This is a genomic window from Streptomyces sp. NPDC056361 (assembly GCF_042262805.1).
GTDB lineage: Bacteria > Actinomycetota > Actinomycetes > Streptomycetales > Streptomycetaceae > Streptomyces.
The window spans coordinates 1-21,609 of sequence record NZ_JBHJQI010000088.1; the positions used below are offsets into that span (position 1 = coordinate 1).

Sequence of the window (21,609 nt, forward strand, 5' to 3'; positions counted from 1 at the left end):
CTATTGCACGAGGCGCAGACGCCGGACGGAAGTCGTGGCGGGCGACTCGAGGGTGAGGCGGGGCGGTCGCGAGGAGTCCCAGTCGAGGACGTAGTTCCAGGCGATGGCGTCCGCCCGGCACCCGGCGTCCGAGGCCGTTCGGTCGGTCACCGCCGGCGCGGTGACCAGGCGCTGTCCGTCGACTAGCAGAAGCGCGGACGTGGACTCGCAGTGCCGGTCGGCCTGCGTGGTGACGGTCCTGACGACGGGGTCGCCCACGACCCCACGCCGGATGGCGACCACGAGGCCGTTTCCCGAACTCCAGATATTCAGGAACGCCTGCGGTATCTCGGCCGAGGGTTCGTCCACCCGCGCCATCATGATGTGGGCGCCGCCCCGGCGCCATGAGGCGTCGAACTCCTCGGTTCCCTGGACCATGGTGAACTCCGCCGGGAGCCCGCACTCCTTCGCCGTGAGGCCGTCGGGGGTGCTGCGCACCACCCGGAAGTCCGCGAGGACCATCTCCGCGTGCGTACGGCCGGCCAGGGCCATCTCTCCCTGGCAGACACTGGTGTCCGTGGCGGCCACATAGGTTCCCGAACGCCATCCCACCTCGGTGGAGTTCGTGACGTCGAGCCGCATGGCGAACGGGGCGATGGACCCGGTCAGGTCCACGTGCCACACCCCGGCGAACGGCGCCGCCTCCCGCGTCCCGTCGGACGCCCGCAGGAACGGCGGGGCACCCGTGAAGAAGGTGTAGGCGGCGACCGCCGCGGCCACGAGGAGCCCCGTCGGCCGCCGGAGGGAGTCCCGGACGGTCGTCCGCCGCACCGGTGGTCGGACGCGTACGGGCCGGGTCGGGTCCGGTGCCGTGAGGACGGGCTCCACCAGGCGGGTCCGGTCGCGCGGGCGGGGGCGCGGGCGCGGTACGGGAGCGGGCGTCGCGCGCAGGAAGTCCGCCGCGTCCTCGTCCAGGCGGGCGAGGAGTTCCGGGGGGAGCCAGGCGCCGCCGAGGGCCTTGCGGGTGCGGGAGACGAGGGCGTCGACGGTGGGGCGGTCCGCGGGGTCCTTGCGGAGGCAGTCGTGGACGAGTTCGGCGACGGTCTCGGGGACGCCCGCCACGTCCGGGTCCTCGTAGGCGACGCGGAAGAGGAGGCCGTGGACGCCGGGGTCGCCGGTGCTGAAGGGGGCGCGGCCGGTGGAGGCGTAGGCGAGGACGGCGCCGAGGGAGAAGACGTCGCCGGCGGGGGTGACGTCGTCGCCGCGGACCTGCTCGGGGGACATGAACTCGGGGGAGCCGATGAGGACCCCGGTGCGCGTGAGGTCGCTCTCGGAGGAGAGGACGGCCCGGCGGGCGATGCCGAAGTCGATGACCCGGGGGCCGCCGACGGTGAGCAGGATGTTGGACGGCTTGAGGTCGCGGTGGATGAGCCCCGCCCCGTGGATGGCGCGGAGCGCGAGGGCGAGGCGGTGGGCGAGGACGAGGACGGAGGCGGCCGGGAGGGGGCCGAGCCGGCCCTCGACGGCGGCGCGCAGCGAGGGCCCGGGGACGTACTCGGTGGCGACCCAGGGAACTTCGGCTTCGGTGTCGGCGTCGAGGACCCGCGCGGTCCACGCGTCGCCGACCAGCCGCGCCGCCCGCACCTCGCGGGCGAAGCGGCGGCGGAACTCCTCGTCCGCCGCCGCCTCGGCCCGGACGAGCTTGACCGCCACGGCCTGTCCGTCGGGTGCCTCGGCGCGGTAGACGATGCCCATGCCGCCCGCGCCGAGCCGGCCGACGAGGCGGTAGGGGCCTATGAACGCCGGGTCTTCCGCACGGAGTTGGTCCACCGGCGGATCCTTGCACACCTGGTGTCAGGAGAGCTCTGCGTCAGGAGAGCTTGGTGTCGCGGCCGACCTTCTCCCACGCCGTGAGGTCGGACCGGACCTGGTCCAGGTGGGCGTAGATGGTGTCGATGGAGTCGTCGCCGAGGGCGAGGCGCAGCGGGGTCTCGTCGGCGTTCAGCGCGGCGAGGACGGCGGCCGCGGCCTTCGCGGGGTCGCCGGCCTGGGTGCCGCCGCCGGTCTCGACGAAGGCGCGGGTGCCGCCGACGGTGTCGGCGTAGTCGGCGATGGTGTCGCCGCTGACGCTGTGGTTGCCGAAGAGGCCGGTGCGGAAGGCGCCGGGCTCGACGATGAGGACCTTGACGCCGAGCGGGCCGACCTCGGCGGCGAGCGCCTCCGACATGCCTTCGAGGGCGAACTTGGTGGCGCTGTAGGCGCCGAACCCGGCCATCGACATCTGGCCGCCGACGCTGCTGATCTGCACGATCGCGCCGGAGCGGCGGGCCCGCATGTGGGGCAGGACGGCGCGGGTGAGGGCGGCGGGGCCGAAGACGTGGACGTCGAAGAGGGAGCGCAGTTCGGCGTCGCCCGTCTCCTCGACGGAGCCGACGTGGGTGCGGCCCGCGTTGTTGACGAGGACGTCGACGCGGCCGTGGCGCTCGACGGTGTGCGCGACGACCCGGTCGACCGCCGCCGTGTCGGTCACGTCCAGGGCGACGGCGTCCACCTGGTCGGGGTGCGCGGCGACCAGTCCGTCGAGGGTCTCGGTGCGGCGGGCGGCGGCGACCACGACGTCGCCGGCGGCGATGGCGGCCTCGGCGAAGGCGCGTCCGAAGCCGCTGTTGGCGCCGGTGATCAGCCAGACCTTGCTCATGCTGTGCTCTCCCTCGTGGGTGCTGCCCGATGGCAGTTCGGTGTCCCAACAAGGTTGGGACAGAGGGATGTTGTTCGTCCAAGATCCTGCGTGATAACCCAGGGGCATGACGATCACGGACGTCCACGGGCGGGATCTGCGCTACTTCCTCGCGGTCGCCGAGGAGCTGCACTTCACCCGGGCGGCCGAGCGGCTGTACGTCTCGCAGCCCGCGCTCAGCAAGCAGATCCGGGCGCTGGAGCGGCAGCTCGGTGCCCCCCTCTTCGACCGCGGCGGGCGGGGCGTGTCCTTGACCTCCGTGGGTACGGCCCTGCTGCCGCACGCCCGTGCCGTGCTCGACGCCTGGGAGGAGGGGCACGGGGCGGTGCGGCGGGCCCGGGAGGCCTCGGAGTGCACCCTGGTCGTCGGGATGAGCACCAGCCCGGGGCGGGGCGGGCTGCTGCCGGCGATCCGGTCCCGGTTCACGGGGGTCCGTCCGGAGGCCCGGCTGAGGCTGCGGCAGGTGGGGTGGGAGGACCCGACGGCGGGACTCGTCGACGGGAGCAGCGACGTGGCGTTCGTCTGGCTTCCGCTGGCGGGCGCGGACCGCTTCCGCTGGGTGGTCGTGGCCACGGAGCCCCGGCTCGTCGCGCTTCCGGAGTCCCATCCGCTGGCCGACCGTGACGTCCTGGACTTCGCCGAGCTCCTCGACGAGCCCTTCCTCGCCCTTCCGGGCACGGGGCCCGAACTCCGCGACCACTGGCTCGCGGTGGAGGCGCGGGGCGGGCGCGCTCCGGTCGTGGGCGCGGAGATCGCCACCGCGGACGAGACCTATGAGGCGCTGGTCGGCGGTCTCGGGATCTGCCTGGTCGCGGCGGGGAACGCGCCGCTGCTCACCAGGGGCGGTGTCGTCACCCGCCCGGTCCGGGGGGTCGCTCCGAGCCGTTTCGCACTGGCCTGGCGTGCCGCCGACCCCCGCCCCCTGGTCCACGACTACGCCCGCGCGACGGCCGAAGTCGTCTCCCGGGAGGCTTGAACTCGCCTTGTGGGACGGGTGGTTCGGCTGCGTAATGAGGGGCACGCCGTAGCGGCTCCACCTCGGGGGGATGCATGGACACGAACGAAACGCCGCCGCCGAAGCCGACGCAGGCGAACGAAACGCCGCCGCCGAAGCCCACGCACACGCCGGTGCCCAGGCCGGCGCACTCGCCTCCGCCGTCCGGGCCGCCGCCGCGGAACGGGCTCGTCATCAGCAAGCGGCTGCTCTGGGTGCACGGGGGCGCCTACCCGCTGGAGAACATCGTCCGGGTCTACACCTTCGTGCTGCGGCCCCGCCGGGCCGAGGCCTTCGCCCGGTTCCTGAAGCGGGGCGGGGCCACCCTCGCCGTGTTCCTGATCCTGATGTACTTCGAGGACTCGACGTCGAGTTCGTGGGACTCGTACAGCTCGGACGGCGGCGACGCCGGCTTCCTCGGGGTCGCGCTGTTCCTCGTCGCGGTCCTGCTGATCTACTTCATCGGCGACATGTGCTCGGTGGTCTTCGCCCCGCCGCACGACGTCCTCGCCATCGAGACGAACGGCCGGTCCACGGCCCTGGTGACCGGCAAGCGGGCCTACCTGAACGGGCTCGTGCACTTGATCGCCGAGGCGATCGACAAGCCGGACGCCGAACTCCAGGTCGCGGTGGGGACGCTCGCGATCACCAACTACGGCAACTACTTCTTCGGGGACGCCGTGAACATGTACGGCGGCAGCGGCAACACGGGGGTGGCGAAGTGACGGGCGGGGACCACTACTACGGCGACGTGGTGCGGATGGAGAACACCACGCACAGCGTCGGCATCGACAAGCGGACGGTCGTGACCGGCGGGCCCGCCGCCGGCGCCGAACTGGAGCGGGCCGTCCAGGAGCTGCTGCCGCTGCTCCAGGAGCTGCGCGGGCAACTGCGGCCCCTCGCGGCCCGGACGGTGGAGGCGGCGGAGGCGGAGATCGGCGGCTCCGCGGACCCGGCGGTGCGGCGGACCGCCCTGGAGCGGGTCGGCGGGATCCTCGAGTCCGTGGGGACGGCCGGTGCGCCCGCGCTCGCCCTGATCCACCAGATCCTGTCGATGCTCGGCGGCTGAGCGGTACCGGGACCCGCGGTCCTCCCGAGGGGTCAGGAGGACCGGTGGTACTCGTTCGGTTCGCCGTCCAGCATCGGGTAGGCGAGGAGCCGGTCCTTGCCGTTCAGCTTGTCGACGACCAGGAACCGGGAGAGGCCCTCCTGGCACTCGCGGTCCCAGGCGGTCGTGTCGCGGGTGCTGGGGCCGAGGATCAGCATGTCGCCGACGCCCGCGAGGACGGCCGTGGTGCCGCAGGACCAGTCCTCGGTGGTGATGACGCCGTCGATGGTGCGCGGATAGCCGTCGATGACGCTGATCACGGGGGCGCCGACCGGGCCCTGGGTGATCGTGACCTCCGAGGTGAAGCGGTCGTCGTCCTTGCCGTACACCTCCGGCGCGGGGATGCGCGACCAGTGGCCGAGGAAGCGGGCCGGGACGACGGCGGGGCCGCTGGGGGCCTTGCGGAAGGTGGCCTTCGCGGCGCCCGAGGCCCATTCCAGGACGTCGGGGGAGCGCAGGGTGAGGGTCTGGTGGGCGGCCGGGGTGCAGCGGGCGGCGGGCACGCTGGTGGTCACGTCGGACTCGCCGTAGACGACCTTGTCCTCGTCGGCCGAGACGAGCCGGGAGCGGCCCATGCACAGCCGGTTCTCGGTGACCTGGACGTAGACCGCGCTCTTGGAGCCCGCCGCGCCCTGGGTGATCTCGATCCGGGCGGTCTCCCGGGGGGACTCGGGCGAGCCCTGGAGGATGCCCTCCCAGGCGCCGAGGAAGGCGCCGGGGACGATCCCGGCGGGCCGGGCGGAGACGTCGCCCGTCTCGCCGGCGGCCCGGTTCTTCTGCTCGTCGCGGCCGGTGTCCGGGTCGGGCCGGTAGGTGTACGCGACGGTGGCCGCGGCCGCCACGGCGAGGGCCGCGAGGCCGGCGACCAGGGCGGTGCGGCGCGGGCGCCGGGCGGCGGCCCGGGGGGCCGGGGCGGCGGTGGACGGCAGGGGAGTGGGAGGCGTCGGGTCGCCGGCGGGGAGGGCGGTGCTCCCGGTGCCGGTCGCCGCGAGGGCTCCGCTCTCCGCCTCCGCCTCCAGGAGCCGGGCGGCGTGGCGGCCGATGGGGGCGAGGACGTCCGCCGGGAGCCACGGGTCGGCGACCTGGACGGTCTCGGCGATCTCGGCGGCGGACGGCCGGGCCGCCGGGTCCTTGGCGAGGCAGGCCTTGATCAGCCCGGTGAGTTCGGGCGCCACGCCGGTCAGGTCGGGCTCGTCGTGGGCGATGCGGAACATGGTGGCGTGGACGCCGCTGTCGGCCGTCCCGAAGGGGGCCCGGCCGGTCGCCGCGTAGACGAGGACCGAGCCGAGGCAGAAGACGTCCGAGGCGGGCGTGAGGCGGTCGCCGCGCACCTGCTCGGGCGACATGAAGCCGGGCGACCCGACGACGGCCCCGGTGCTGGTCAGGCCGCCGCCCTCGGAGACGGTGTCGACGGCGCGGGCGATGCCGAAGTCGATGACCTGGGGCCCGTCGACGGTCAGCAGCACGTTGGACGGCTTGAGGTCCCGGTGGACGAGTCCGGCGGCGTGGATGTGGACGAGGGCGCGGGCGAGGCCCGAGGCCAGGGACCGCACGGTCGTGGGCGGCAGCGGGCCGAACTCGTCGCCCACCACCGTCCGCAGCGACGGCCCCGGTACGTAGCCGATGGCCACCCACGGTGCCTCGGCGGAGGTGTCCGAGCCGAGGACGGGCGCCGTGCCCGTGCCGCCGACCCGCTCCAGGGCGGCGACCTCGCGCGCGAACCGGAGCCGGAACTCCTCCTGGGCGGCGAGCTGCGCGTGCACCACCTTCACCGCGACCGTCCGCCCGCCGGCCGAACGCGCCAGGAACACCCGGCCCATCCCTCCGACCCCGAGGCGGCCGATCAGTCGGAACGGGCCGATGCCGACCGGGTCTTCCGCGTTCAATGGCTCCACGTCGAAAGAGCATGCCAGACAGGGCGTCACCCGTCCCGTGAAGATCCTGCGGGGGCCCGTCACCCCTCTCCGCAGACCCGCAGCCCCTTCGGGGTGGCGCAGGGCAGGTGGCCGTGGGCGAGGACGACGTCCTGGCCGCTGCCCCGGCCCAGATAGGTCAGGAAACTGGCGGTCAGGGAGTCGGCCGGCGGTCGGCCCCAGGTGTAGGCGTACTCGATCTCCCGGTACGGGTACCCGGACGTGCCGATCTCGTCCACCACGGGCCGGCGCCCGTCCACGGCCACCTTGTGGAGGCCCTTCCGGCCGTCGCTCGCGCGGAGTTCGGCGTAGCCGACGGCCCCGGGGAGCGCGGCCACCGTGGACAGGACCTGCTCGGTGGAGTCGAGCTCGCAGCGGATCACCTTCGCTTCGGGGTCGTCGCGCGTCACGCAGTCCTGGGAGGAGTTCGCCGGCTCGTTGCGGTTCAGGACCCGGCGCTGGAACACCTGCCGGGTACCGGAGTTGGCGTCCCGGCTGACGAGCAGCACCGGCCGGTCGAGCCCGGGGACGATCTGGTTCCAGTTGGTGATCTCCCCCCGGTAGAGCCCGCGGATCTGCTCCTGGGTGAGGTCGTCGACGGGTATCCCGTCGTTCAGGACGAGGGTGAAGAGGGAGACGGCGATCATGCTCTCCCGCAGCGCCGGGTAGCCGCCCGGCTTGCGCCCGTCCGACAGGGCGACGACGGCCGGCGCACCCTTGTCCTTCTTCGCCCCCGCGGCGGCCAGCTCCCGTATCCCGGCGGTCGAACCGTGCACGTCCACGATCACCGTCGAGCCCTCGCAGTCCCGCTCGTACTTCGCCGCGACCTCCCGGACGGCCGGCGCGAAGGCCGTCGACCCGGTGACGGTCAGGGTGCCCCGGGCGCAGCCGACCGGCGGCGGGGTCTGCTCCCGGACGATGATCGCGGCGAGGGCGACCACGCAGGCGGTGAGGACGACGGTGACGGTCCGGGCCGTGGGGCTGAAACGGGCGGCCTTGTCGTCGGGGGTGGTGCTCCTGTTCCGCCGGATCGCGCCGCCGTGGAGGCTGCCGTCGACCTTGATGTCCCGGTCGGCCACCCCGCCGGAGAGCTGGACGAGCAGCTTGAAGTACTGGCCCCGTTCGAGCGCCACCTTGGGGACGAGGACCGCGCTGTCGTTCCGGCCCAGTCTGGGGGCGCGCTCCAGGTCCTCCCGGATGGACACCCAGCCGGCCGGGACGGTGGCGACGACGCCCTGCACGGTCCGGTCGCCGAAGGTGATCCGCAGCCCGTGGGGGTCGGTGGAGGCGCCGTAGTCGTCGGAGCTGATGTCGAGATCCCGGTCGTTCTCGATGCGGAGGAGGACGAGCGTGGACCCGTTGGCGGGTGCGGCCATCCCCACCACCTCGCCCTCCCGGACGGTCATGACCTCGCTGTCCTGGTTCTCCTCCCGGTGGAGCGGGGTGTTGAGCTGGACGCGGTAGCCGAGCCGCTTGCGCTGCGGCGAGAAGCGGTCGAGCCAGACGACGCCGACCGAGACCAGGACTCCGAGGAGCGCCGTCCCCAGGGCGATCACGTTCTCCGCGGTTATCCACTCCATGGCCGGGACGGTACGGACGCCTGTGCGAAGGCGGGGGTGGTGTAGCGGGCCGACACACGGACTTCTCCGTTCGTTCAGGTGGACGGGCAGGGGTTGCCGGGGGTGGTGAGCGTGGGTGTAATGGCCACGAGGGGGCCTTCCGTCTGAGGAGTACCCGATGCGTGTCGTCGAAGTGATCGCCTACGGCGGACCCGAGGTCCTCAGAATGGCCCGCCGGCCCGAACCGGAGGCCGGGGACGTCCCCGGCCGGGTGCGGGTAAGCATGAAGGCGGCCGGTGTGAACCAGGCGGACCTTCGGATCCGCGCAGGCCGGTACGCCGACGCCGTCGGCGCGCTCAAGCCTCCCTTCATCCTCGGCACGGACTTCGCGGGCAAGCTGCTCGATCCCGTGCCCGGCATGGCCGCGGGGACCCGGGTGGCCGGCTTCGTGCCCTGGTACCAGGAACTGACCGGCGAGGGCACCTACACCGAGGTCCTCCGGGTCGCCCCGGACTGGATCGCCCCGATGCCGGACGACCTGGAGTTCACCGTGGCCGCCTCCCTTCCGCTGGCAGCGGCCACCGCCCAGCAGGGCCTCGGCCGGATCGCCCTCCCCGCGGGGGCGACGCTGCTCGTGACCGGTGGCAGCGCGGTCGTCGGCCGGCTGGCCATCCAGTACGCCCACGCCGCCGGAATGCGGGTGGTGGCCGTCGCCCACGAGGGCGACGAGAGCGAACTGCGGGTCCTCGGCGCGGACCACGTCGTCACCCGCGGCGCCCCCGAGGACGTGGTCGCCAAGGTGCTCGCCGGCGACCCGGACCGGGTGGACGCCGTCTTCGACGGCGCGCTCGTCGGCGACGCCCTCCTCCCCGTCCTCAAGGACGGCGGCGTCTTCCTCGCCCTCGCCCCCGACCGCGTCCCGACCGCCGAGCGCGACATCCGCGTCGAGACCATCCGCGCCACCCCCGACGCCGTCGCGCTGCGCGAGAGCCTCCAGAAGGTCGCGGACGGCGAACTGATCACCCGGGTGGCCGACGTCCTCCCCCTGGCAGAGGCCGCCGAGGCCCACCGCCGAGCCGAGGCGGGCCACCGCCCCGGCCGCATCATCCTGATGATCTGACCCGCGACGACCCGAGGCGCCGGTCCAGCCTGGGCCGGCGCTGCCCGTGCCCGCCGACGGGCGGGTCAGGCGCGGTCGGGCCGCGGTCAGGCGCATCAGGCCGTGGCCAGGCCCTGCGTTGCCCGTGCCCATCGCAAGGCGCGTCAGGCCGCGGTCAGGCGGATCAGGCCGCAGCGAGGCGGATCAGGCCGCGGTGAGGCGGATCAGGCCGAGGTCAGGCCCTCCGCGTCCGCCCAGGCGGTGAGTGCGGCCGCTATCGCCTGGGGCTGGTCCTCCGGGGCCTGGTGGCCCGCCGGGCCGCAGGGGGTCGTGGTCAGGGCGGATATGTGCTCGGCGCACCAGGTCGCCGTAGCGGGGTCGATCATGAGGGTCGGCGAGCCGGAGAAGGTCAGCAGGAGCTTGGGGACGTCCGGGGAGGACGCGAGCCAGTCTCCGTACGCCTCGACGCGGGTGACGACCTCCTTCGGGTCCCCGCCCAGCGGCATCGCCCGCGCCCATTCCAGCAGGGGCCGGCGGGACTCCGGTGTCGGGTACGGCGCGCGGTAGACGTCGTGGTCGGCCTGGGGGAGCCCCGAGAGCACGGTGTGGGCGAAGGAGTCCTCGACGAAGGTGTTCTCCTCCAGGACCATCCGCTCGCCGACCCCGGGCGTGCGGAAGGCCTCCCAGCGCTCCCGCGCCTTCTCGGGGAACTCGTCCCAGCCCATCGGACGCACGATCGTCTCCATGAAGGCGACCCCGCGCACCCGCTCGGGGTGCCGGGCGGCCCAGTCGAAGGCGAGCGAACCGCCCCAGTCGATCCCGACGAGCACGACCTCGTCGAGCCCCATGGCCTCGATCCAGGCGTCCAGGTACCGCGCCTGGTCCGCGTAGTCGAAGGCGATGTCCGGCTTCCCCGAGCGCCCCATCCCGATCAGGTCAGGCGCGAGCAGCCGCCGCCCGCCGCCGACGGCGGGCAGGACGTGGCGCCAGAGGTGGGACGAGGTCGGGTTGCCGTGCAGGAAGACGAAGGGAGTGCCGGTCCCTTCGCGGGACTCGTGGAACATCGTCGAGTCGAGGACGTCGATCACGGGCATGGCGTTCACTCCCCTTGCGTTCATGTCGATAACATTCACGGCACTAACGTTCGTGCCACTAATGAAGTTATACCGTTCGGGGCACTAACGCAACGGGTAATCTGCGCGACATGACCGAGCACTCGCCCGAGACCCCGGAGCGCCTCCGCGCCCTCCCCAGCCGCCTCCTCGCCCTCACCGCCGCGCAGGCCGACCGCCTCGTCAGCGCAGGCCTCGCCGCCGAGGACGCCCGCAAGTGGCACTACGCGGCCCTCGTCTCGCTCGACGAGAACGGCGCCGCCAGCCAGGCCGACCTCAGCCGCCGCACGGGCATCTACCGCAGCGACCTGGTCTCGGTCATCAACGAACTCGTCGACCAGGGCCACGTCGAGCGCACTCCCGACCCGGCCGACCGCCGACGCAACGTCATCACCCTCACGGCGCGCGGCCGCAAGCACCTCGAACGCCTCGACAAGGTCCTCGCCGAAGCCCAGGACGAGCTGATGGGCCCGCTCACCGTCGCCGAACGCGCGCTGCTCGCCAGCCTCTTGGAGCGCCTCCTGGACCGCTGACACTCCCCCCGGAGCCCCTGCCCGCCCCTGCCCGCCGCCGTCGCCGTACCCCTACCCCCGGACCTCCACCACGTCCGCGACCACGCAACTGACGTTGTCGGGGCCGCCGGAGTCGTTGGCGAGGGCGACGAGGGCGCGCACCGCCCGCTCGGGCTCGGCGACCCCGGAGAGGATCCGGTGGATCTCCCCGGTCGGCGCGACGGCCGACAGGCCGTCGGAGCAGAGCAGGTACCGGTCTCCGGGCCGGGGGTCGTGGAGGCGCAGGTCGGGGGTGACGTCGGCTCCCGGGCCCAGGGCGCGGACCAGCAGGGACCGCTGCGGGTGGGAGGCGGCCTCCTCCGGGTCGAGGCGTCCGTCGTCGACCATCGACTGCACGAGGGTGTGGTCGTGGGTGATCCGGTGCAGCTCCCCTTCGCGCAGCAGGTAGACGCGGGAGTCGCCGATGTGGACGAGGGCGAGCTGTGACCCGGTCCAGAGCATCGCGGTGAGCGTCGTGCCGACTCCGTCGTCCGGAGATCCGGTCCCGACGGAGGTTCCGGCGACGCCGTGGACGGCCCGGCGGGCTTCCTCGACGGCGTCTTCGAGGACGTCGAGGAGGCTCCCCGCGGGGATGCCGTCGGTTTCGAGGCGCTTGAACACGTCGACGGCGGCGGCACTCGCGGGGGCTCCTTGGCTGCCGTAGCCGTCGGCGACGGCGAGCAGGCCTGCACCGGCGTAGGCGGTGTCCTGGTTGCTTTCGCGGACGAGGCCCCTGTCGGACAGGGCGGCGTAGCGGATCTCCAGGGGGGCGGTCGGGGGCATGGCGGATTCCTTCCGTGACAGGTGGTCGACGAGGAAGGTGGCGAGGTCCCGCCGTGCGGCGGTGTCGGCCTCGACCTGTGCCCAGAACGTCCGGATCTCCTGGGCCGCCGGGTCCGCGTCCAGTGCGCAGACCCGTTGGATGCGGGCCAGGGGCATCCCCAGGCGCCGGAGCCAGGCGACCAGCCGGGCCCGGTCCAGTTGCTCCGGTGCGTAGAGGCGGTAGCCGGTGACCGCGTCGACGCGAGCGGGGGGCAGCAGGCCGAGTTCGTCGTACAGGCGCAGTGCCTTCGGCGACAGCCGGGACGCCTTCGCGAACGCCCCGATGGTCAGCATTCCCATGCTCGCCCCTCCTCGTCCTTCTCGTCCCGGGCGGATCGCCCGGTCCTGTCGATGCTGTGGCTTCCCCCAAGGTGAAGGTCAATCACGAGCCTTCGGGGCAAACGGAATTCCCACTGTCACAACTTCTGGTCTAGACCTTGACAGGTCCAGACCAATAGCGCTTCGCTGTGCTCTCCCACCCGGAATCCGCGGCCGGAATCCGCGCGGAATCCGCCCGGACCCCACCCGGAAGGAAGCACGCATGCTGCGCAAGTTGGTCACCGCGATCGCCGCGCTCTGTACGGCCGTCGGACTCGCCGTCCTCCTCCTCCCCGCCGCCTCCGCCGGCGCGGCCGCCGCCTGCGCGGCCGCCTGGAACTCCTCCAGCGTCTACACGGGCGGGATGACGGTCTCGCACAACGGCCACAACTGGTCGGCCAAGTGGTGGACCCAGAACGAGACTCCCGGTACGACCGGCGAGTGGGGCGTCTGGGCCGACCAGGGCGTCTGCGGCGGCGGCGGCACCACTCCGCCCACCACCCCGCCCACGACCCCGCCGCCGAGCTCCGGATTCGTCGTCTCCGAGGCCCAGTTCAACCAGATGTTCCCGAACCGGAACTCCTTCTACACCTACAAGGGCCTCACCGACGCCCTCAAGTCCTACCCGGCCTTCGCCAACACCGGCAGCGACACGGTGAAGAAGCAGGAGGCCGCGGCCTTCCTCGCCAACGTCTCCCACGAGACCGGCGGCCTCGTCCACATCGTCGAGCAGAACACCGCCAACTACCCCCACTACTGCGACGCGACCCAGTCCTACGGTTGCCCCGCCGGTCAGGCCGCCTACTACGGCCGCGGCCCCATCCAGCTCTCCTGGAACTTCAACTACAAGGCCGCCGGCGACGCCCTCGGCATCGACCTCCTCAACAACCCCTGGCGCGTCGAGCAGGATCCGGCCGTCGCCATGCAGACCGGCCTCTGGTACTGGAACACCCAGAACGGCCCCGGCACCATGACCGCCCACAACGCCATGGTCAACGGCGCCGGCTTCGGCCAGACCATCTGGGCGATCAACGGCAGCCTCGAGTGCAACGGCGGCAACCCGGCCCAGGTCCAGAGCCGGGTCACCAAGTACCAGCAGTTCACCCAGATCCTGGGCGTGCCCGCGGGCGCGAACCTGTCCTGCTAGTCAGTCCTGCCAGGCAGGAAACGCGGTCCGGGCGGCGGGCTCCACGACGATCGTGGACCCGCCGTCGATCGTGGGGTCGGGCCGGTTCGTGCATCCGCTGCTGCTCCGCAGCACGGTGACCGCGCTGTTCAGTACCGCTTGACCACCCAGGTGAGGGCGAGGGGCGGGGCGAGGGTGGCGAGGAGGGCGGGCAGCCGGTCGAAGCCCGCCACCTCGAACCCCACGGCCATCGGCAGGAGCAGGACGAGGCCGGTCAGCAGGATGGCGAGGGCGGGCAGGTGGGTGCCGGCGTCGAATCGGCGCAGCCGGTGGACGTCGTCCGTGTCGGACATGCCCTTGATGGTGCTGCCCGCGACCAGGAGCAGGGGCCAGATCCAGATGCCCATGAAGAAGACGAGGAACCAGCGGGTCGAGGTGCGCCTGCCGTCCTCGACCACGGGCGTGGCGGGGTCGCGGGGCGCGAACCAGACGTCGACCTTCGTGCCGGGCCGGGGGGCCTTGTAGCGGGTGTACATGCCGCGCACGGTGACCTCGCGGGGGCCGGCCTCGTACGGGATCCGGAGGGTGAGGTCGGTGAGGTAGTACGGGTCCCGGTCCTGGTCGCCCTCGTGGAACTCGGGGTCGCCGGCGAGGCGGACGACGGAGACCTCGTACTCGTCGTATCCGGCGCGCTCCAGGCGCTCGGTCTCGCGGCCGTAGTCGGGGCTGACCGTGAAGGCCGTCAGGAAGGCGGCGAAGGCGGCGACGGGGATGCCGAAGGCGATGAGGTACGGCAGGGCCCGGTTCGGCCGCCCGGTCTCGCGGTACGGCTTGCTCAGCGGGTCGCGTTCGCGCTCGCGGTCACGGGCGTCCGCCCGGTACGAGGCGACCACCCAGCCCGCCGCGAACAGCGCCGACAGCCCGGCGAGGGCCAACTCGGGTACGAGCGGCGGGTACGGGGAGGCCTCGCAGACGGTGGCGACGACGGCGGCCGCCCCGCTGAGGACCATGCCCCAGCCGGTGGTCGTGGTGGCGGCGCTACGCCCTGGCGTGTCCATGGCGCGCAGCGTGGCACACGCGCCGCGGATCACCCAGGGGCGGGTCGGCTCGCGTTCACCCGAGGCCGCCCCGCCCCGAGGCCGCCCCGCCCCGCGTTCACCCGAGGCCGCCCCGCCCCGAGGCCGCCCCGCCCCGCGTTCACCCGCAGAGGTCGACCCGCCCCGGCCCCCCGCTCCCGTCGCGCGCCCCGCCTTCACCCTCGCGGGTCCGGTGGCTCCGCGTCGGCCCCCCGGCCCTCGTGGCGGGCGTTGACGGCCTCCAGGGCGGCCGAGAGCCGTTCGAGGACCCGGACGGTCTCGTCGAAGGCGTCCTGGCCGCCCAGCTCCCGCAGGAGTTCGGCGGCCAGTTCGGCGTGGCCGGGGTCGATGCGGCGGACGGCGGCGTGCCCGGCTTCCGTCGGGGTGAGGAGCTTGGCCCTGCGGTGGGCGGGGTTCGGCTCGTAGGCGGCCAGGCCCTCCCGTACGAGGAGATCGGCGACGCGCTGGACGCTCTGGCGGGTGATGCCCATGGCGCGGGCGATCCCGGCGACCGGGAGCGGCTCGCGGAGCACGGCGCCGAGGACCTGCCACCAGGCGGCGGTGAGGCCGGCCGGTTCGGCCAGCCGCTCCGACACCGCGAGGAACTGTCCGTTGAGCCGGAAGACGCCCAGGGCCGTACGGGAGAGGGCGTCCTGCTGCGCCCGGCTCACGAGTTCAGCTCGTGGAAGGCGGCCGGGTCCGAGTCGTGGAAGAGGCGGTACCAGGCGTCCCGCTTGCCTTCGTACGCGCCGAGCCGGGCGAAGATCTCGCGGGCGAACGCGACCGGCTCCGTCGGGCCCGCGGTGATCAGGTCCCCGGCCGTCACGGCGTCCGTGTCGACGTAGTGCTCGCCGCCCTTGTAGCCGGTGGCGTCGAGGTAGAAGGAGACCGCGCTCGTGTGGGGGCGGTCGTCGAGGAGGCCCTCCTTGGCCAGGCCGGCGGTGGCGCCGCAGATCGCGGCGACCGGGACGCCGGCGTCGAGGAAGGCGCGGGCCTTGGCGGGGAACGGGACGAGGTCGTCGCCCTCGTCGTACTTCTCGGCGCCCGGGAGGATCAGCAGGGCGCTGTCCTCGGGGTCGAGGTCGGCGAGCGCGAGGTCGGGGACGATCCGGATGCCGGCGATGGTGGTGACGGGCTCACCGGCGACCGGGCCGACGGTCCTGATCGTGTAGCCGGCGCGGGCGAGCCAGGCCGTGGCGTGGCCCGTCTCCCAGTCGGCGAGGGTGTCGTAGACGGCGAGGTGGACGGTCCTGGTGTCAGTCTCGGTTCCCATGACAGAAGACTGTCATTTCGACAGTATGCTGTCAATGAGGAGGGGGTGGGAAACAGGGAAGGAGCAACGTGTCGCGTCCGTCCCGGTCTCGGTGGACAAGATGGTCATGGCCCACCCCACCTGCGCTTCCTTACCCTCGACCCCATGACCCCTCATGTCGTCGAACCCGATCCCCAGGCCGGCGCGGCCGTCAAGGCCGCCGACCGCGCGCACGTGTTCCACTCCTGGTCCGCCCAGGGCCTGATCGACCCGCTCGCCGTCGCCGGCGCCGAGGGTTCGTACTTCTGGGACTACGAAGGAAACCGCTACCTGGACTTCACCAGCGGCCTCGTCTACACGAACATCGGCTACCAGCACCCCAAGGTGGTCGCCGCGATCCAGGAGCAGGCCGGGAAGCTCGCGACCTTCGCGCCCGCCTTCGCCGTGGACGTCCGCTCCGAGGCCGCACGCCTCATCGCCGAGCGCACCCCGGGCGACCTGGACAAGATCTTCTTCACCAACGGCGGCGCCGAGGCCGTCGAGAACGCCGTCCGCATGGCCCGGCTGCACACCGGCCGCACGAAGGTGCTCTCCGCCTACCGCTCGTACCACGGCGCCACCTCCACCGCGATCAACCTGACCGGTGACCCGCGCCGCTGGGCCTCCGACAACGGCTCCGCCGGCGTCGTGCGCTTCTGGGCGCCGTTCCTCTACCGCTCGCCCTTCTACGCCACCACCGAGGCGGAGGAGTGCGCCCGCGCCCTCCAGCACCTCGAGGACACCATCGCCTTCGAGGGCCCGGCGACCATCGCCGCGATCATCCTGGAGACCGTGCCCGGCACCGCCGGCATCATGACCCCGCCGCCCGGCTACCTCGCCGGCGTCCGCGAGATCTGCGACAAGTACGGCATCGTCTTCGTCCTCGACGAGGTCATGGCCGGCTTCGGCCGCACCGGCAAGTGGTTCGCCGCCGAGCACTTCGACGTCGTGCCCGACCTGATGACCTTCGCCAAGGGCGTGAACTCCGGCTACGTGCCCCTCGGCGGCGTCGCCATCAACGCCGAGATCGCCGCCACCTTCGACAAGCGGCCCTACCCGGGCGGACTGACCTACTCCGGTCACCCGCTGGCCTGCGCCGCCGCCGTCGCCACCATCAACGTGATGGAGGACGAGAAGGTCGTGGAGAACGCCGCCCGCATCGGCGAGACCGTCCTCGGCCCCGGCCTGCGCGCGCTCGCCGAGCGCCACCCGTCGGTCGGCGAGGTCCGCGGCATGGGCGTCTTCTGGGCGCTCGACCTGGTCAAGAACCGCGAGACGCGCGAGCCGCTCGTCCCGTACAACGCGGCCGGCGAGGCCAACGCGCCGATGGCCGCCTTCGGCGCCGCGGCCAAGAAGCAGGGCCTGTGGCCCTTCGTGAACATGAACCGCACCCACGCCGTTCCCGCCTGCAACGCCTCCGAGGCGGAGGTCAAGGAAGGCCTGGCGGCGCTGGACGCGGCCCTGTCGGTGGCCGACGAGCACACCGTGTAGCCGCAGTACCGGGGAGGTTTCCTCCGTTTGGACTAGGGTGTCCCGAAGCCGGACGGAGGGGGCCGACCCATGCCCTTGAGCGGAGCTGTCACCCGCAACACCTTGCGACAGCAGATCGCGGACGCGCTGCGTGACGAGGTGCTCGCGGGCCGTCTCCAGCCCGGCGAGGAATTCACCGTCAAACAGATCGCCGAGCAGTACGGCGTGTCGGCGACGCCCGTACGGGAAGCGCTCGTCGACCTCTGCGCACAGGGGCTCCTCGACTCCGACCAGCACCGCGGCTTCCGCGTCCACCAGTACTCGGTCGACGACTACCGGGGCATGGTCGAGGCCCGGATGCTCGTCGTCGACGGCATCTTCCGCCGCCACGCGCCCCTCCTCGCGCCGCTCCCGCCGCAGGCCGCCCCGCCCGGGCTCGCCGTGCCCGACCAGGGCATCGGCGTCGCGCTCGTCTCCGTGCGGCGCAGGGGCGAGGCCGCCGCCCGCGCCGCCCGCGCCGGGGACCTCGACATCCTCATCGGCTACGACATCCGCTACTGGCGCGAACTCGGCCGCCTGGTCGCCGCCAACGCCTACATCGCCGACTTCCTGCACAGACTGCGCGTGCAGGCCTGGGTCTTCTCCGTGCCCTACCTGCGCTCCGAGCGCGACCTCCTCGGCTGGCTGTGGGGCGGACACGTGGAACTCGTCGACGCCATCACGCGCGGCGACGCCGAAGCGGCCGTCGCGGTCGTACGGGACTACAACGCCCACTCGCTGGAATGGGCGGACCGCCTGGAGCAGCGCGCCCGCTGAAACGCCATCGGACCGAAAGGTCGGGTTGAGGCCCGGCCTCCGGGGGCAGTTCCTCAGCGGGTGGGCGTCGTCGGCCGCGCCGACTACCCTGGCCGTCCCTGCAACCGACGGAGAGCGAGCCTCCCTTGGCCTGTGACCTGTGGCTGGTCCCCCTCGTCGACGTGCTGTGCCACAGCCCCGACAACCCCTTCGCCGAAGAGATAGCCGTCTTCGACTCGGTGCTCAGCGCCTCCGGTCTGCCCACCGTGCCCGTCTACGCGTACATGCCGGGGCTCTCCGGGGACGTCGCCCCCGTCGCGGGCTTCGACTACGAGGCCCTACACTTCCTGCGCCGCGCGTACCTCCTCCAGGTGTGCGGGCTGCCGGTCGAGCCGGTCGGCGAGCTCGGCGGGGACTACGAACAGCTCCTGGAGATGTTCGAGGCGACCGCCCAGCAGTCCCACCTGGTCTGGCACTACGACCACGCGGGCGCGTACGTGCCGGTCGACTTCCCGGCGCCGCTCACCACCGACGAACTCCTGGAGGGCGGCGGCCCCCTCGGCTCCTCGTACGGGCTGCTCCGGGAGCTCGAGTTCGTGGCGCCCTCGATCGGCATCGACCCGGCGAACCCGCCCGCGGCCCCGCTGCCGCCGGAGCGCCCGACCTCCCTGGAGGAGCCGGCCGCCCCGGTCCCGCACGACGGCAGCCCCTTCGCCCGGGAGCGCCACGTGTGGCTGGGACTGCACGCGGCGGCGGTCCGGAGCCTCGCCCAGGGATCGATGATCATCCTGAGCTGAGCCCACCGGCCCGCCGCTCACCCCGCGCCGCCCCCGGACAGCCCCTAGCGGGCCTCCGGGGGCCGCTGGCGCGGCATGTTCGGACGGGTGCCGGGCGGCAGCGGGAAACGGCCCGCCGGGTGGTGGCTCTCGGCCCGCGCCGGTACCACGCCCACCGACTGCAGCGCGAGCGGCGCCGGCCCCGAGCGGAACTCGACCATCCAGTCCGCGGTCTCCGCCCGTACGAGCTCCGTCACGTCCTCCGAGAAGCGGCGCAGCACCCCCAGACATCGCTCCGCGGCCTCGCTGGCGGTGCCCTCCGTGGGGCCGAGGACCTCCCGGACGCTCTCCGAGGCCCAGTCGAACTGCAGCGCCTGGAGACGGCGCTGCACGGCCTGCGCCGTCGCCACGTTCCTTATCCAGCCGGACGTCAGGCCGAAGTACCGGTCGCAGGCCATGCAGGCGGCCCCGAGCAGCAGCGACAGGTAGCCCCAGCCGGCGGTGCCCGCGGCGACCCCGGTCAGGTCGAGGAGCGGCAGCGCGGCGCCCGCGATCACCCCGACGGCCGTGCCCACCCGCAGGGCCCGGGCGCAGCGGCGCTTCCAGACGCGGTCCGACAGGTACCACTCCGCCGTGCGGAGGGCTTGGGACTCCACCCAGCGGTACAGCTCGTCGAGCCGTTCGGCCGGCTCGCCCCAGTCGCCCAGGGGGAACGGCGTACCGGTCAGATCGCGCTGGACGTCTCCCCCGGGGGGCCCCGGCGGCTGCATCTCCGGCTGCTGGCTCACCGGGGGACTCCTCTGTTCAGCTCAGTGCTCATGTCCTTCTGTGACGTGCGGTGCACGTGGTGCCTGCCCTTCCTACCGCCGAATGGTGGGCGGCGGGCCCGGAATCCCGGGATTTCCGCCCGCAAGAGGGTGTTGATCAGGTAGAGGAGGCCGCAGTTTCTCACCCGAAAGAGTGATGGAGGCAGGGCGGGCGGGGACCACGTAGGCTCGGCCTACCGACACATACGGACGTACCGAACTTCGGACGCGACGAACCCCAGGAGTGAGTGACCGTGTTTCCCGGTGGTGGCCAGCCCAACATGCAGCAGCTTCTCCAGCAGGCCCAGAAGATGCAGCAGGACCTCGCCAAGGCGCAGCAGGAGCTGGCCGCGACCGAGGTCGACGGCCAGGCGGGCGGCGGCCTCGTGAAGGCGACCGTCACCGGCTCCGGCGAACTGCGCGGCCTGGTGATCGACCCCAAGGCGGTCGACCCGGAGGACACCGAGACCCTCGCCGACCTGATCGTGGCCGCCGTCCAGGCCGCGAACGACAACGCGCAGCAGCTCCAGCAGGCCAAGCTCGGCCCGCTGGCGCAGGGCATGGGCGGCATGCCGGGCCTGGGCTTCTGAGCCTGCTCTTCTAACGAGCACTTCCAGCCACTACCGTAAGAATCAAGCACTCCCGAGGAGGGCGTTCCGTTGTACGAAGGCGTGGTTCAGGACCTCATCGACGAGCTGGGCAGGCTGCCCGGCGTCGGTCCCAAGAGCGCGCAGCGGATCGCCTTCCACGTCCTCCAGGCCGAGCCCACGGACGTCCGGCGGCTCGCGCACGCGCTCCTGGAGGTCAAGGAGAAGGTCAGGTTCTGCGCGGTCTGCGGCAACGTGGCGCAGCAGGAGCAGTGCAACATCTGCCGGGACCCGCGGCGCGACCTCACCGTCATCTGCGTGGTCGAGGAGCCCAAGGACGTCGTGGCGATCGAGCGGACCCGCGAGTTCCGCGGGCGGTACCACGTCCTCGGCGGCGCGATCAGCCCGATCGAGGGCGTCGGCCCGGACGACCTGCGCATCCGCGAGCTCCTCGCGCGGCTCGCGGACGGCGCCGTCACCGAGCTGATCCTCGCGACCGACCCGAACCTGGAGGGCGAGGCCACCGCGACGTACCTGGCGCGGATGATCAAGCCCATGGGGCTGAAGGTGACCCGGCTCGCGAGCGGGCTCCCGGTCGGCGGCGACCTGGAGTACGCCGACGAGGTGACCCTCGGCCGTGCCTTCGAGGGACGGAGGCTGCTAGATGTATGACGACAGGGCCGGTGCGCTCTCAGGGAGGCTGCTCGATGTCTGACGCCACACTGCACTCCGTCACGCAGGACCCCGACGACTTCGCGGTCCAGATCTCCGACTCGATCGAGAGCTTCATCGTCGCGACCACCGAGGTCGCCAAGGGCGACGAGCCGGACAGCGCCGTGCCCTTCCTGCTCCTGGAGATCTCCCAGCTGCTCCTCACGGGCGGCCGGCTCGGCGCCCACGAGGACATCGTCCCCGACGAGCGCTACGAGCCCGACACGGGACCCGAGCCGGACGTCGACGAGCTGCGTGAACGGTTCGCGGTGATGCTCGACCCGGTCGACGTCTTCTCCGAGGTCTTCGACCCCTACGAGCCGCGCAAGGCCCCCGTCCCGGCCCGGATCTCCGACAACCTCGCCGACATCGTCACCGACCTCCGCCACGGCCTCGCCCACTACCGCGCGGGCCGCACCACCGAGGCCCTCTGGTGGTGGCAGTTCTCCTACTTCTCCAACTGGGGCCCCACCGCCTCGGCCACCCTCCGCGCCCTCCAGTCCCTCGTCGCGCACGTCCGCCTCGACCAGCCCCTCGCCGAGCTCGACGGCCTCGACACCGACGAGGACCTCGCCGAGGACGACCTCGCCGAAGAGGCCGGCCGCGTCATGCTCGAAGAGATCGCGGCCCCCCTGGGCCTGCGGGGCCGCTCCATCAAGGGATGATCACTTACTGAGCGCCGCATCTCAGGATGTGATATACGGTCGGCGTTTCCGGGTCGCTCGATAGACTGAGCCGATCGCAGCGCCGGCTGCGGCACAGACTGAGCGAGGAGCGCA

The 21,609-nt window shown here is 72.7% G+C and carries 22 protein-coding genes; 12 read left to right on the forward strand and 10 right to left on the reverse strand.

Annotation, left to right across the window (positions count from 1 at the left end):
- The gene (locus ACFCY7_RS25725) at positions 1-1,809 is read right to left on the reverse strand and encodes a serine/threonine-protein kinase (RefSeq protein WP_376488415.1); all 1,809 of its coding nucleotides are present in this window, start codon (positions 1,807-1,809) and stop codon (positions 1-3) included.
- Positions 1,810-1,849: 40 nt separating this feature from the next.
- Positions 1,850-2,677 (reverse strand): oxidoreductase, encoded by an 828-nt coding sequence (locus ACFCY7_RS25730; protein ID WP_376488416.1) that lies wholly within the window; start codon positions 2,675-2,677, stop codon positions 1,850-1,852.
- Positions 2,678-2,783: 106 nt separating this feature from the next.
- Between ACFCY7_RS25730 and ACFCY7_RS25735 the strand changes: the two genes are divergently transcribed.
- The 3 genes from ACFCY7_RS25735 (at position 2,784) to ACFCY7_RS25745 (ending at position 4,779) form a co-directional block, all read left to right on the forward strand.
- Positions 2,784-3,692, forward strand: a complete 909-nt coding sequence (locus ACFCY7_RS25735; RefSeq protein WP_376488417.1) for a LysR substrate-binding domain-containing protein — start codon at positions 2,784-2,786, stop codon at positions 3,690-3,692.
- A gap of 74 nt (positions 3,693-3,766) precedes the next feature.
- Positions 3,767-4,435: a DUF6232 family protein gene (locus tag ACFCY7_RS25740; RefSeq protein WP_376488418.1), complete on the forward strand. Its 669-nt coding sequence runs from the start codon at positions 3,767-3,769 to the stop codon at positions 4,433-4,435.
- The gene (locus tag ACFCY7_RS25745; RefSeq protein WP_376488419.1) at positions 4,432-4,779 is read left to right on the forward strand and encodes a hypothetical protein; all 348 of its coding nucleotides are present in this window, start codon (positions 4,432-4,434) and stop codon (positions 4,777-4,779) included. The genes ACFCY7_RS25740 and ACFCY7_RS25745 overlap by 4 nt, the downstream gene beginning before the upstream one ends.
- A gap of 32 nt (positions 4,780-4,811) precedes the next feature.
- Here the strand turns inward: ACFCY7_RS25745 and ACFCY7_RS25750 are convergent, their stop codons facing one another.
- A complete protein-coding gene (locus tag ACFCY7_RS25750) occupies positions 4,812-6,713 on the reverse strand; it encodes a serine/threonine-protein kinase (protein ID WP_376488420.1) in 1,902 nt (633 codons plus the stop codon).
- Between the two features lie 59 nt (positions 6,714-6,772).
- Positions 6,773-8,311, reverse strand: coding sequence for a PstS family phosphate ABC transporter substrate-binding protein (locus ACFCY7_RS25755; protein ID WP_376488421.1), 1,539 nt, complete (start codon positions 8,309-8,311; stop codon positions 6,773-6,775).
- Between the two features lie 157 nt (positions 8,312-8,468).
- Here ACFCY7_RS25755 and ACFCY7_RS25760 point away from each other — a divergent pair, with 157 nt between their 5' ends.
- Entirely contained in the window at positions 8,469-9,410 is a 942-nt protein-coding gene (locus tag ACFCY7_RS25760) for an NADP-dependent oxidoreductase (RefSeq protein WP_376488422.1), read from the forward strand.
- A gap of 203 nt (positions 9,411-9,613) precedes the next feature.
- On the opposite strand, the gene ACFCY7_RS25765 is transcribed toward ACFCY7_RS25760, so the two are convergent.
- Positions 9,614-10,483 (reverse strand): haloalkane dehalogenase, encoded by an 870-nt coding sequence (locus ACFCY7_RS25765; protein WP_376488444.1) that lies wholly within the window; start codon positions 10,481-10,483, stop codon positions 9,614-9,616.
- 110 nt (positions 10,484-10,593) lie between these two features.
- Between ACFCY7_RS25765 and ACFCY7_RS25770 the strand changes: the two genes are divergently transcribed.
- A complete protein-coding gene (locus ACFCY7_RS25770; RefSeq protein WP_376488423.1) occupies positions 10,594-11,034 on the forward strand; it encodes a MarR family winged helix-turn-helix transcriptional regulator in 441 nt (146 codons plus the stop codon).
- 51 nt (positions 11,035-11,085) lie between these two features.
- Here the strand turns inward: ACFCY7_RS25770 and ACFCY7_RS25775 are convergent, their stop codons facing one another.
- On the reverse strand, positions 11,086-12,174 hold the full coding sequence (locus ACFCY7_RS25775) for a MerR family transcriptional regulator (RefSeq protein ID WP_376488424.1): 1,089 nt from the start codon (positions 12,172-12,174) through the stop codon (positions 11,086-11,088).
- Positions 12,175-12,415: 241 nt separating this feature from the next.
- Between ACFCY7_RS25775 and ACFCY7_RS25780 the strand changes: the two genes are divergently transcribed.
- Complete coding sequence (locus tag ACFCY7_RS25780; RefSeq protein ID WP_376488425.1) at positions 12,416-13,339, forward strand: glycoside hydrolase family 19 protein; 924 nt, start codon at positions 12,416-12,418, stop codon at positions 13,337-13,339.
- 128 nt (positions 13,340-13,467) lie between these two features.
- On the opposite strand, the gene ACFCY7_RS25785 is transcribed toward ACFCY7_RS25780, so the two are convergent.
- From ACFCY7_RS25785 to ACFCY7_RS25795, 3 genes are all read right to left on the reverse strand, one after another.
- Positions 13,468-14,376 carry a hypothetical protein gene (locus tag ACFCY7_RS25785; RefSeq protein ID WP_376488426.1) on the reverse strand — a complete coding sequence of 303 codons (909 nt, stop codon included), beginning with the start codon at positions 14,374-14,376 and terminating at the stop codon, positions 13,468-13,470.
- A gap of 194 nt (positions 14,377-14,570) precedes the next feature.
- Positions 14,571-15,065, reverse strand: a complete 495-nt coding sequence (locus tag ACFCY7_RS25790) for a MarR family winged helix-turn-helix transcriptional regulator (protein WP_376488427.1) — start codon at positions 15,063-15,065, stop codon at positions 14,571-14,573.
- Positions 15,062-15,667, reverse strand: a complete 606-nt coding sequence (locus ACFCY7_RS25795; protein ID WP_376488428.1) for a DJ-1/PfpI family protein — start codon at positions 15,665-15,667, stop codon at positions 15,062-15,064. Before ACFCY7_RS25795 ends, ACFCY7_RS25790 begins: the two co-directional genes overlap by 4 nt.
- Positions 15,668-15,811: 144 nt before the next feature.
- Here ACFCY7_RS25795 and ACFCY7_RS25800 point away from each other — a divergent pair, with 144 nt between their 5' ends.
- The 3 genes from ACFCY7_RS25800 to ACFCY7_RS25810 all read left to right on the forward strand — a co-directional run bounded on the left by ACFCY7_RS25800 (position 15,812) and on the right by ACFCY7_RS25810 (position 18,747).
- Complete coding sequence (locus tag ACFCY7_RS25800; RefSeq protein WP_376488429.1) at positions 15,812-17,176, forward strand: aspartate aminotransferase family protein; 1,365 nt, start codon at positions 15,812-15,814, stop codon at positions 17,174-17,176.
- 69 nt (positions 17,177-17,245) lie between these two features.
- Positions 17,246-17,971 carry a GntR family transcriptional regulator gene (locus ACFCY7_RS25805; protein WP_376488430.1) on the forward strand — a complete coding sequence of 242 codons (726 nt, stop codon included), beginning with the start codon at positions 17,246-17,248 and terminating at the stop codon, positions 17,969-17,971.
- A gap of 125 nt (positions 17,972-18,096) precedes the next feature.
- On the forward strand, positions 18,097-18,747 hold the full coding sequence (locus ACFCY7_RS25810; protein ID WP_367823366.1) for a hypothetical protein: 651 nt from the start codon (positions 18,097-18,099) through the stop codon (positions 18,745-18,747).
- A gap of 44 nt (positions 18,748-18,791) precedes the next feature.
- On the opposite strand, the gene ACFCY7_RS25815 is transcribed toward ACFCY7_RS25810, so the two are convergent.
- The gene (locus tag ACFCY7_RS25815) at positions 18,792-19,496 is read right to left on the reverse strand and encodes an SLATT domain-containing protein (protein WP_376488445.1); all 705 of its coding nucleotides are present in this window, start codon (positions 19,494-19,496) and stop codon (positions 18,792-18,794) included.
- A 290-nt stretch (positions 19,497-19,786) separates the two neighbouring features.
- Here ACFCY7_RS25815 and ACFCY7_RS25820 point away from each other — a divergent pair, with 290 nt between their 5' ends.
- From ACFCY7_RS25820 to ACFCY7_RS25830, 3 genes are all read left to right on the forward strand, one after another.
- Entirely contained in the window at positions 19,787-20,122 is a 336-nt protein-coding gene (locus ACFCY7_RS25820; RefSeq protein WP_376488431.1) for a YbaB/EbfC family nucleoid-associated protein, read from the forward strand.
- 69 nt (positions 20,123-20,191) lie between these two features.
- The gene (recR, locus tag ACFCY7_RS25825) at positions 20,192-20,791 is read left to right on the forward strand and encodes a recombination mediator RecR (protein WP_033202382.1); all 600 of its coding nucleotides are present in this window, start codon (positions 20,192-20,194) and stop codon (positions 20,789-20,791) included.
- A gap of 35 nt (positions 20,792-20,826) precedes the next feature.
- On the forward strand, positions 20,827-21,495 hold the full coding sequence (locus tag ACFCY7_RS25830; protein WP_376488432.1) for a DUF5063 domain-containing protein: 669 nt from the start codon (positions 20,827-20,829) through the stop codon (positions 21,493-21,495).
- Positions 21,496-21,609: the final 114 nt, after the last annotated feature.

Excerpts from the sequence above, each read along its gene's own strand:
- ACFCY7_RS25730 (WP_376488416.1), bottom strand. The coding sequence starts at position 2,677 with ATGAGCAAGGTCTGGCTGATCACCGGCGCCAACAGCGGCTTCGGACGC.
- ACFCY7_RS25735 (WP_376488417.1), top strand. The coding sequence starts at position 2,784 with ATGACGATCACGGACGTCCACGGGCGGGATCTGCGCTACTTCCTCGCG.
- ACFCY7_RS25740 (WP_376488418.1), top strand. The coding sequence starts at position 3,767 with ATGGACACGAACGAAACGCCGCCGCCGAAGCCGACGCAGGCGAACGAA.
- ACFCY7_RS25755 (WP_376488421.1), bottom strand. The coding sequence starts at position 8,311 with ATGGAGTGGATAACCGCGGAGAACGTGATCGCCCTGGGGACGGCGCTC.
- ACFCY7_RS25760 (WP_376488422.1), top strand. The coding sequence starts at position 8,469 with ATGCGTGTCGTCGAAGTGATCGCCTACGGCGGACCCGAGGTCCTCAGA.
- ACFCY7_RS25765 (WP_376488444.1), bottom strand. The coding sequence starts at position 10,483 with ATGCCCGTGATCGACGTCCTCGACTCGACGATGTTCCACGAGTCCCGC.
- ACFCY7_RS25770 (WP_376488423.1), top strand. The coding sequence starts at position 10,594 with ATGACCGAGCACTCGCCCGAGACCCCGGAGCGCCTCCGCGCCCTCCCC.
- ACFCY7_RS25775 (WP_376488424.1), bottom strand. The coding sequence starts at position 12,174 with ATGGGAATGCTGACCATCGGGGCGTTCGCGAAGGCGTCCCGGCTGTCG.
- ACFCY7_RS25780 (WP_376488425.1), top strand. The coding sequence starts at position 12,416 with ATGCTGCGCAAGTTGGTCACCGCGATCGCCGCGCTCTGTACGGCCGTC.
- ACFCY7_RS25785 (WP_376488426.1), bottom strand. The coding sequence starts at position 14,376 with ATGGACACGCCAGGGCGTAGCGCCGCCACCACGACCACCGGCTGGGGC.
- ACFCY7_RS25795 (WP_376488428.1), bottom strand. The coding sequence starts at position 15,667 with ATGGGAACCGAGACTGACACCAGGACCGTCCACCTCGCCGTCTACGAC.
- ACFCY7_RS25800 (WP_376488429.1), top strand. The coding sequence starts at position 15,812 with ATGACCCCTCATGTCGTCGAACCCGATCCCCAGGCCGGCGCGGCCGTC.
- ACFCY7_RS25805 (WP_376488430.1), top strand. The coding sequence starts at position 17,246 with ATGCCCTTGAGCGGAGCTGTCACCCGCAACACCTTGCGACAGCAGATC.
- ACFCY7_RS25815 (WP_376488445.1), bottom strand. The coding sequence starts at position 19,496 with ATGCAGCCGCCGGGGCCCCCCGGGGGAGACGTCCAGCGCGATCTGACC.
- ACFCY7_RS25830 (WP_376488432.1), top strand. The coding sequence starts at position 20,827 with ATGTCTGACGCCACACTGCACTCCGTCACGCAGGACCCCGACGACTTC.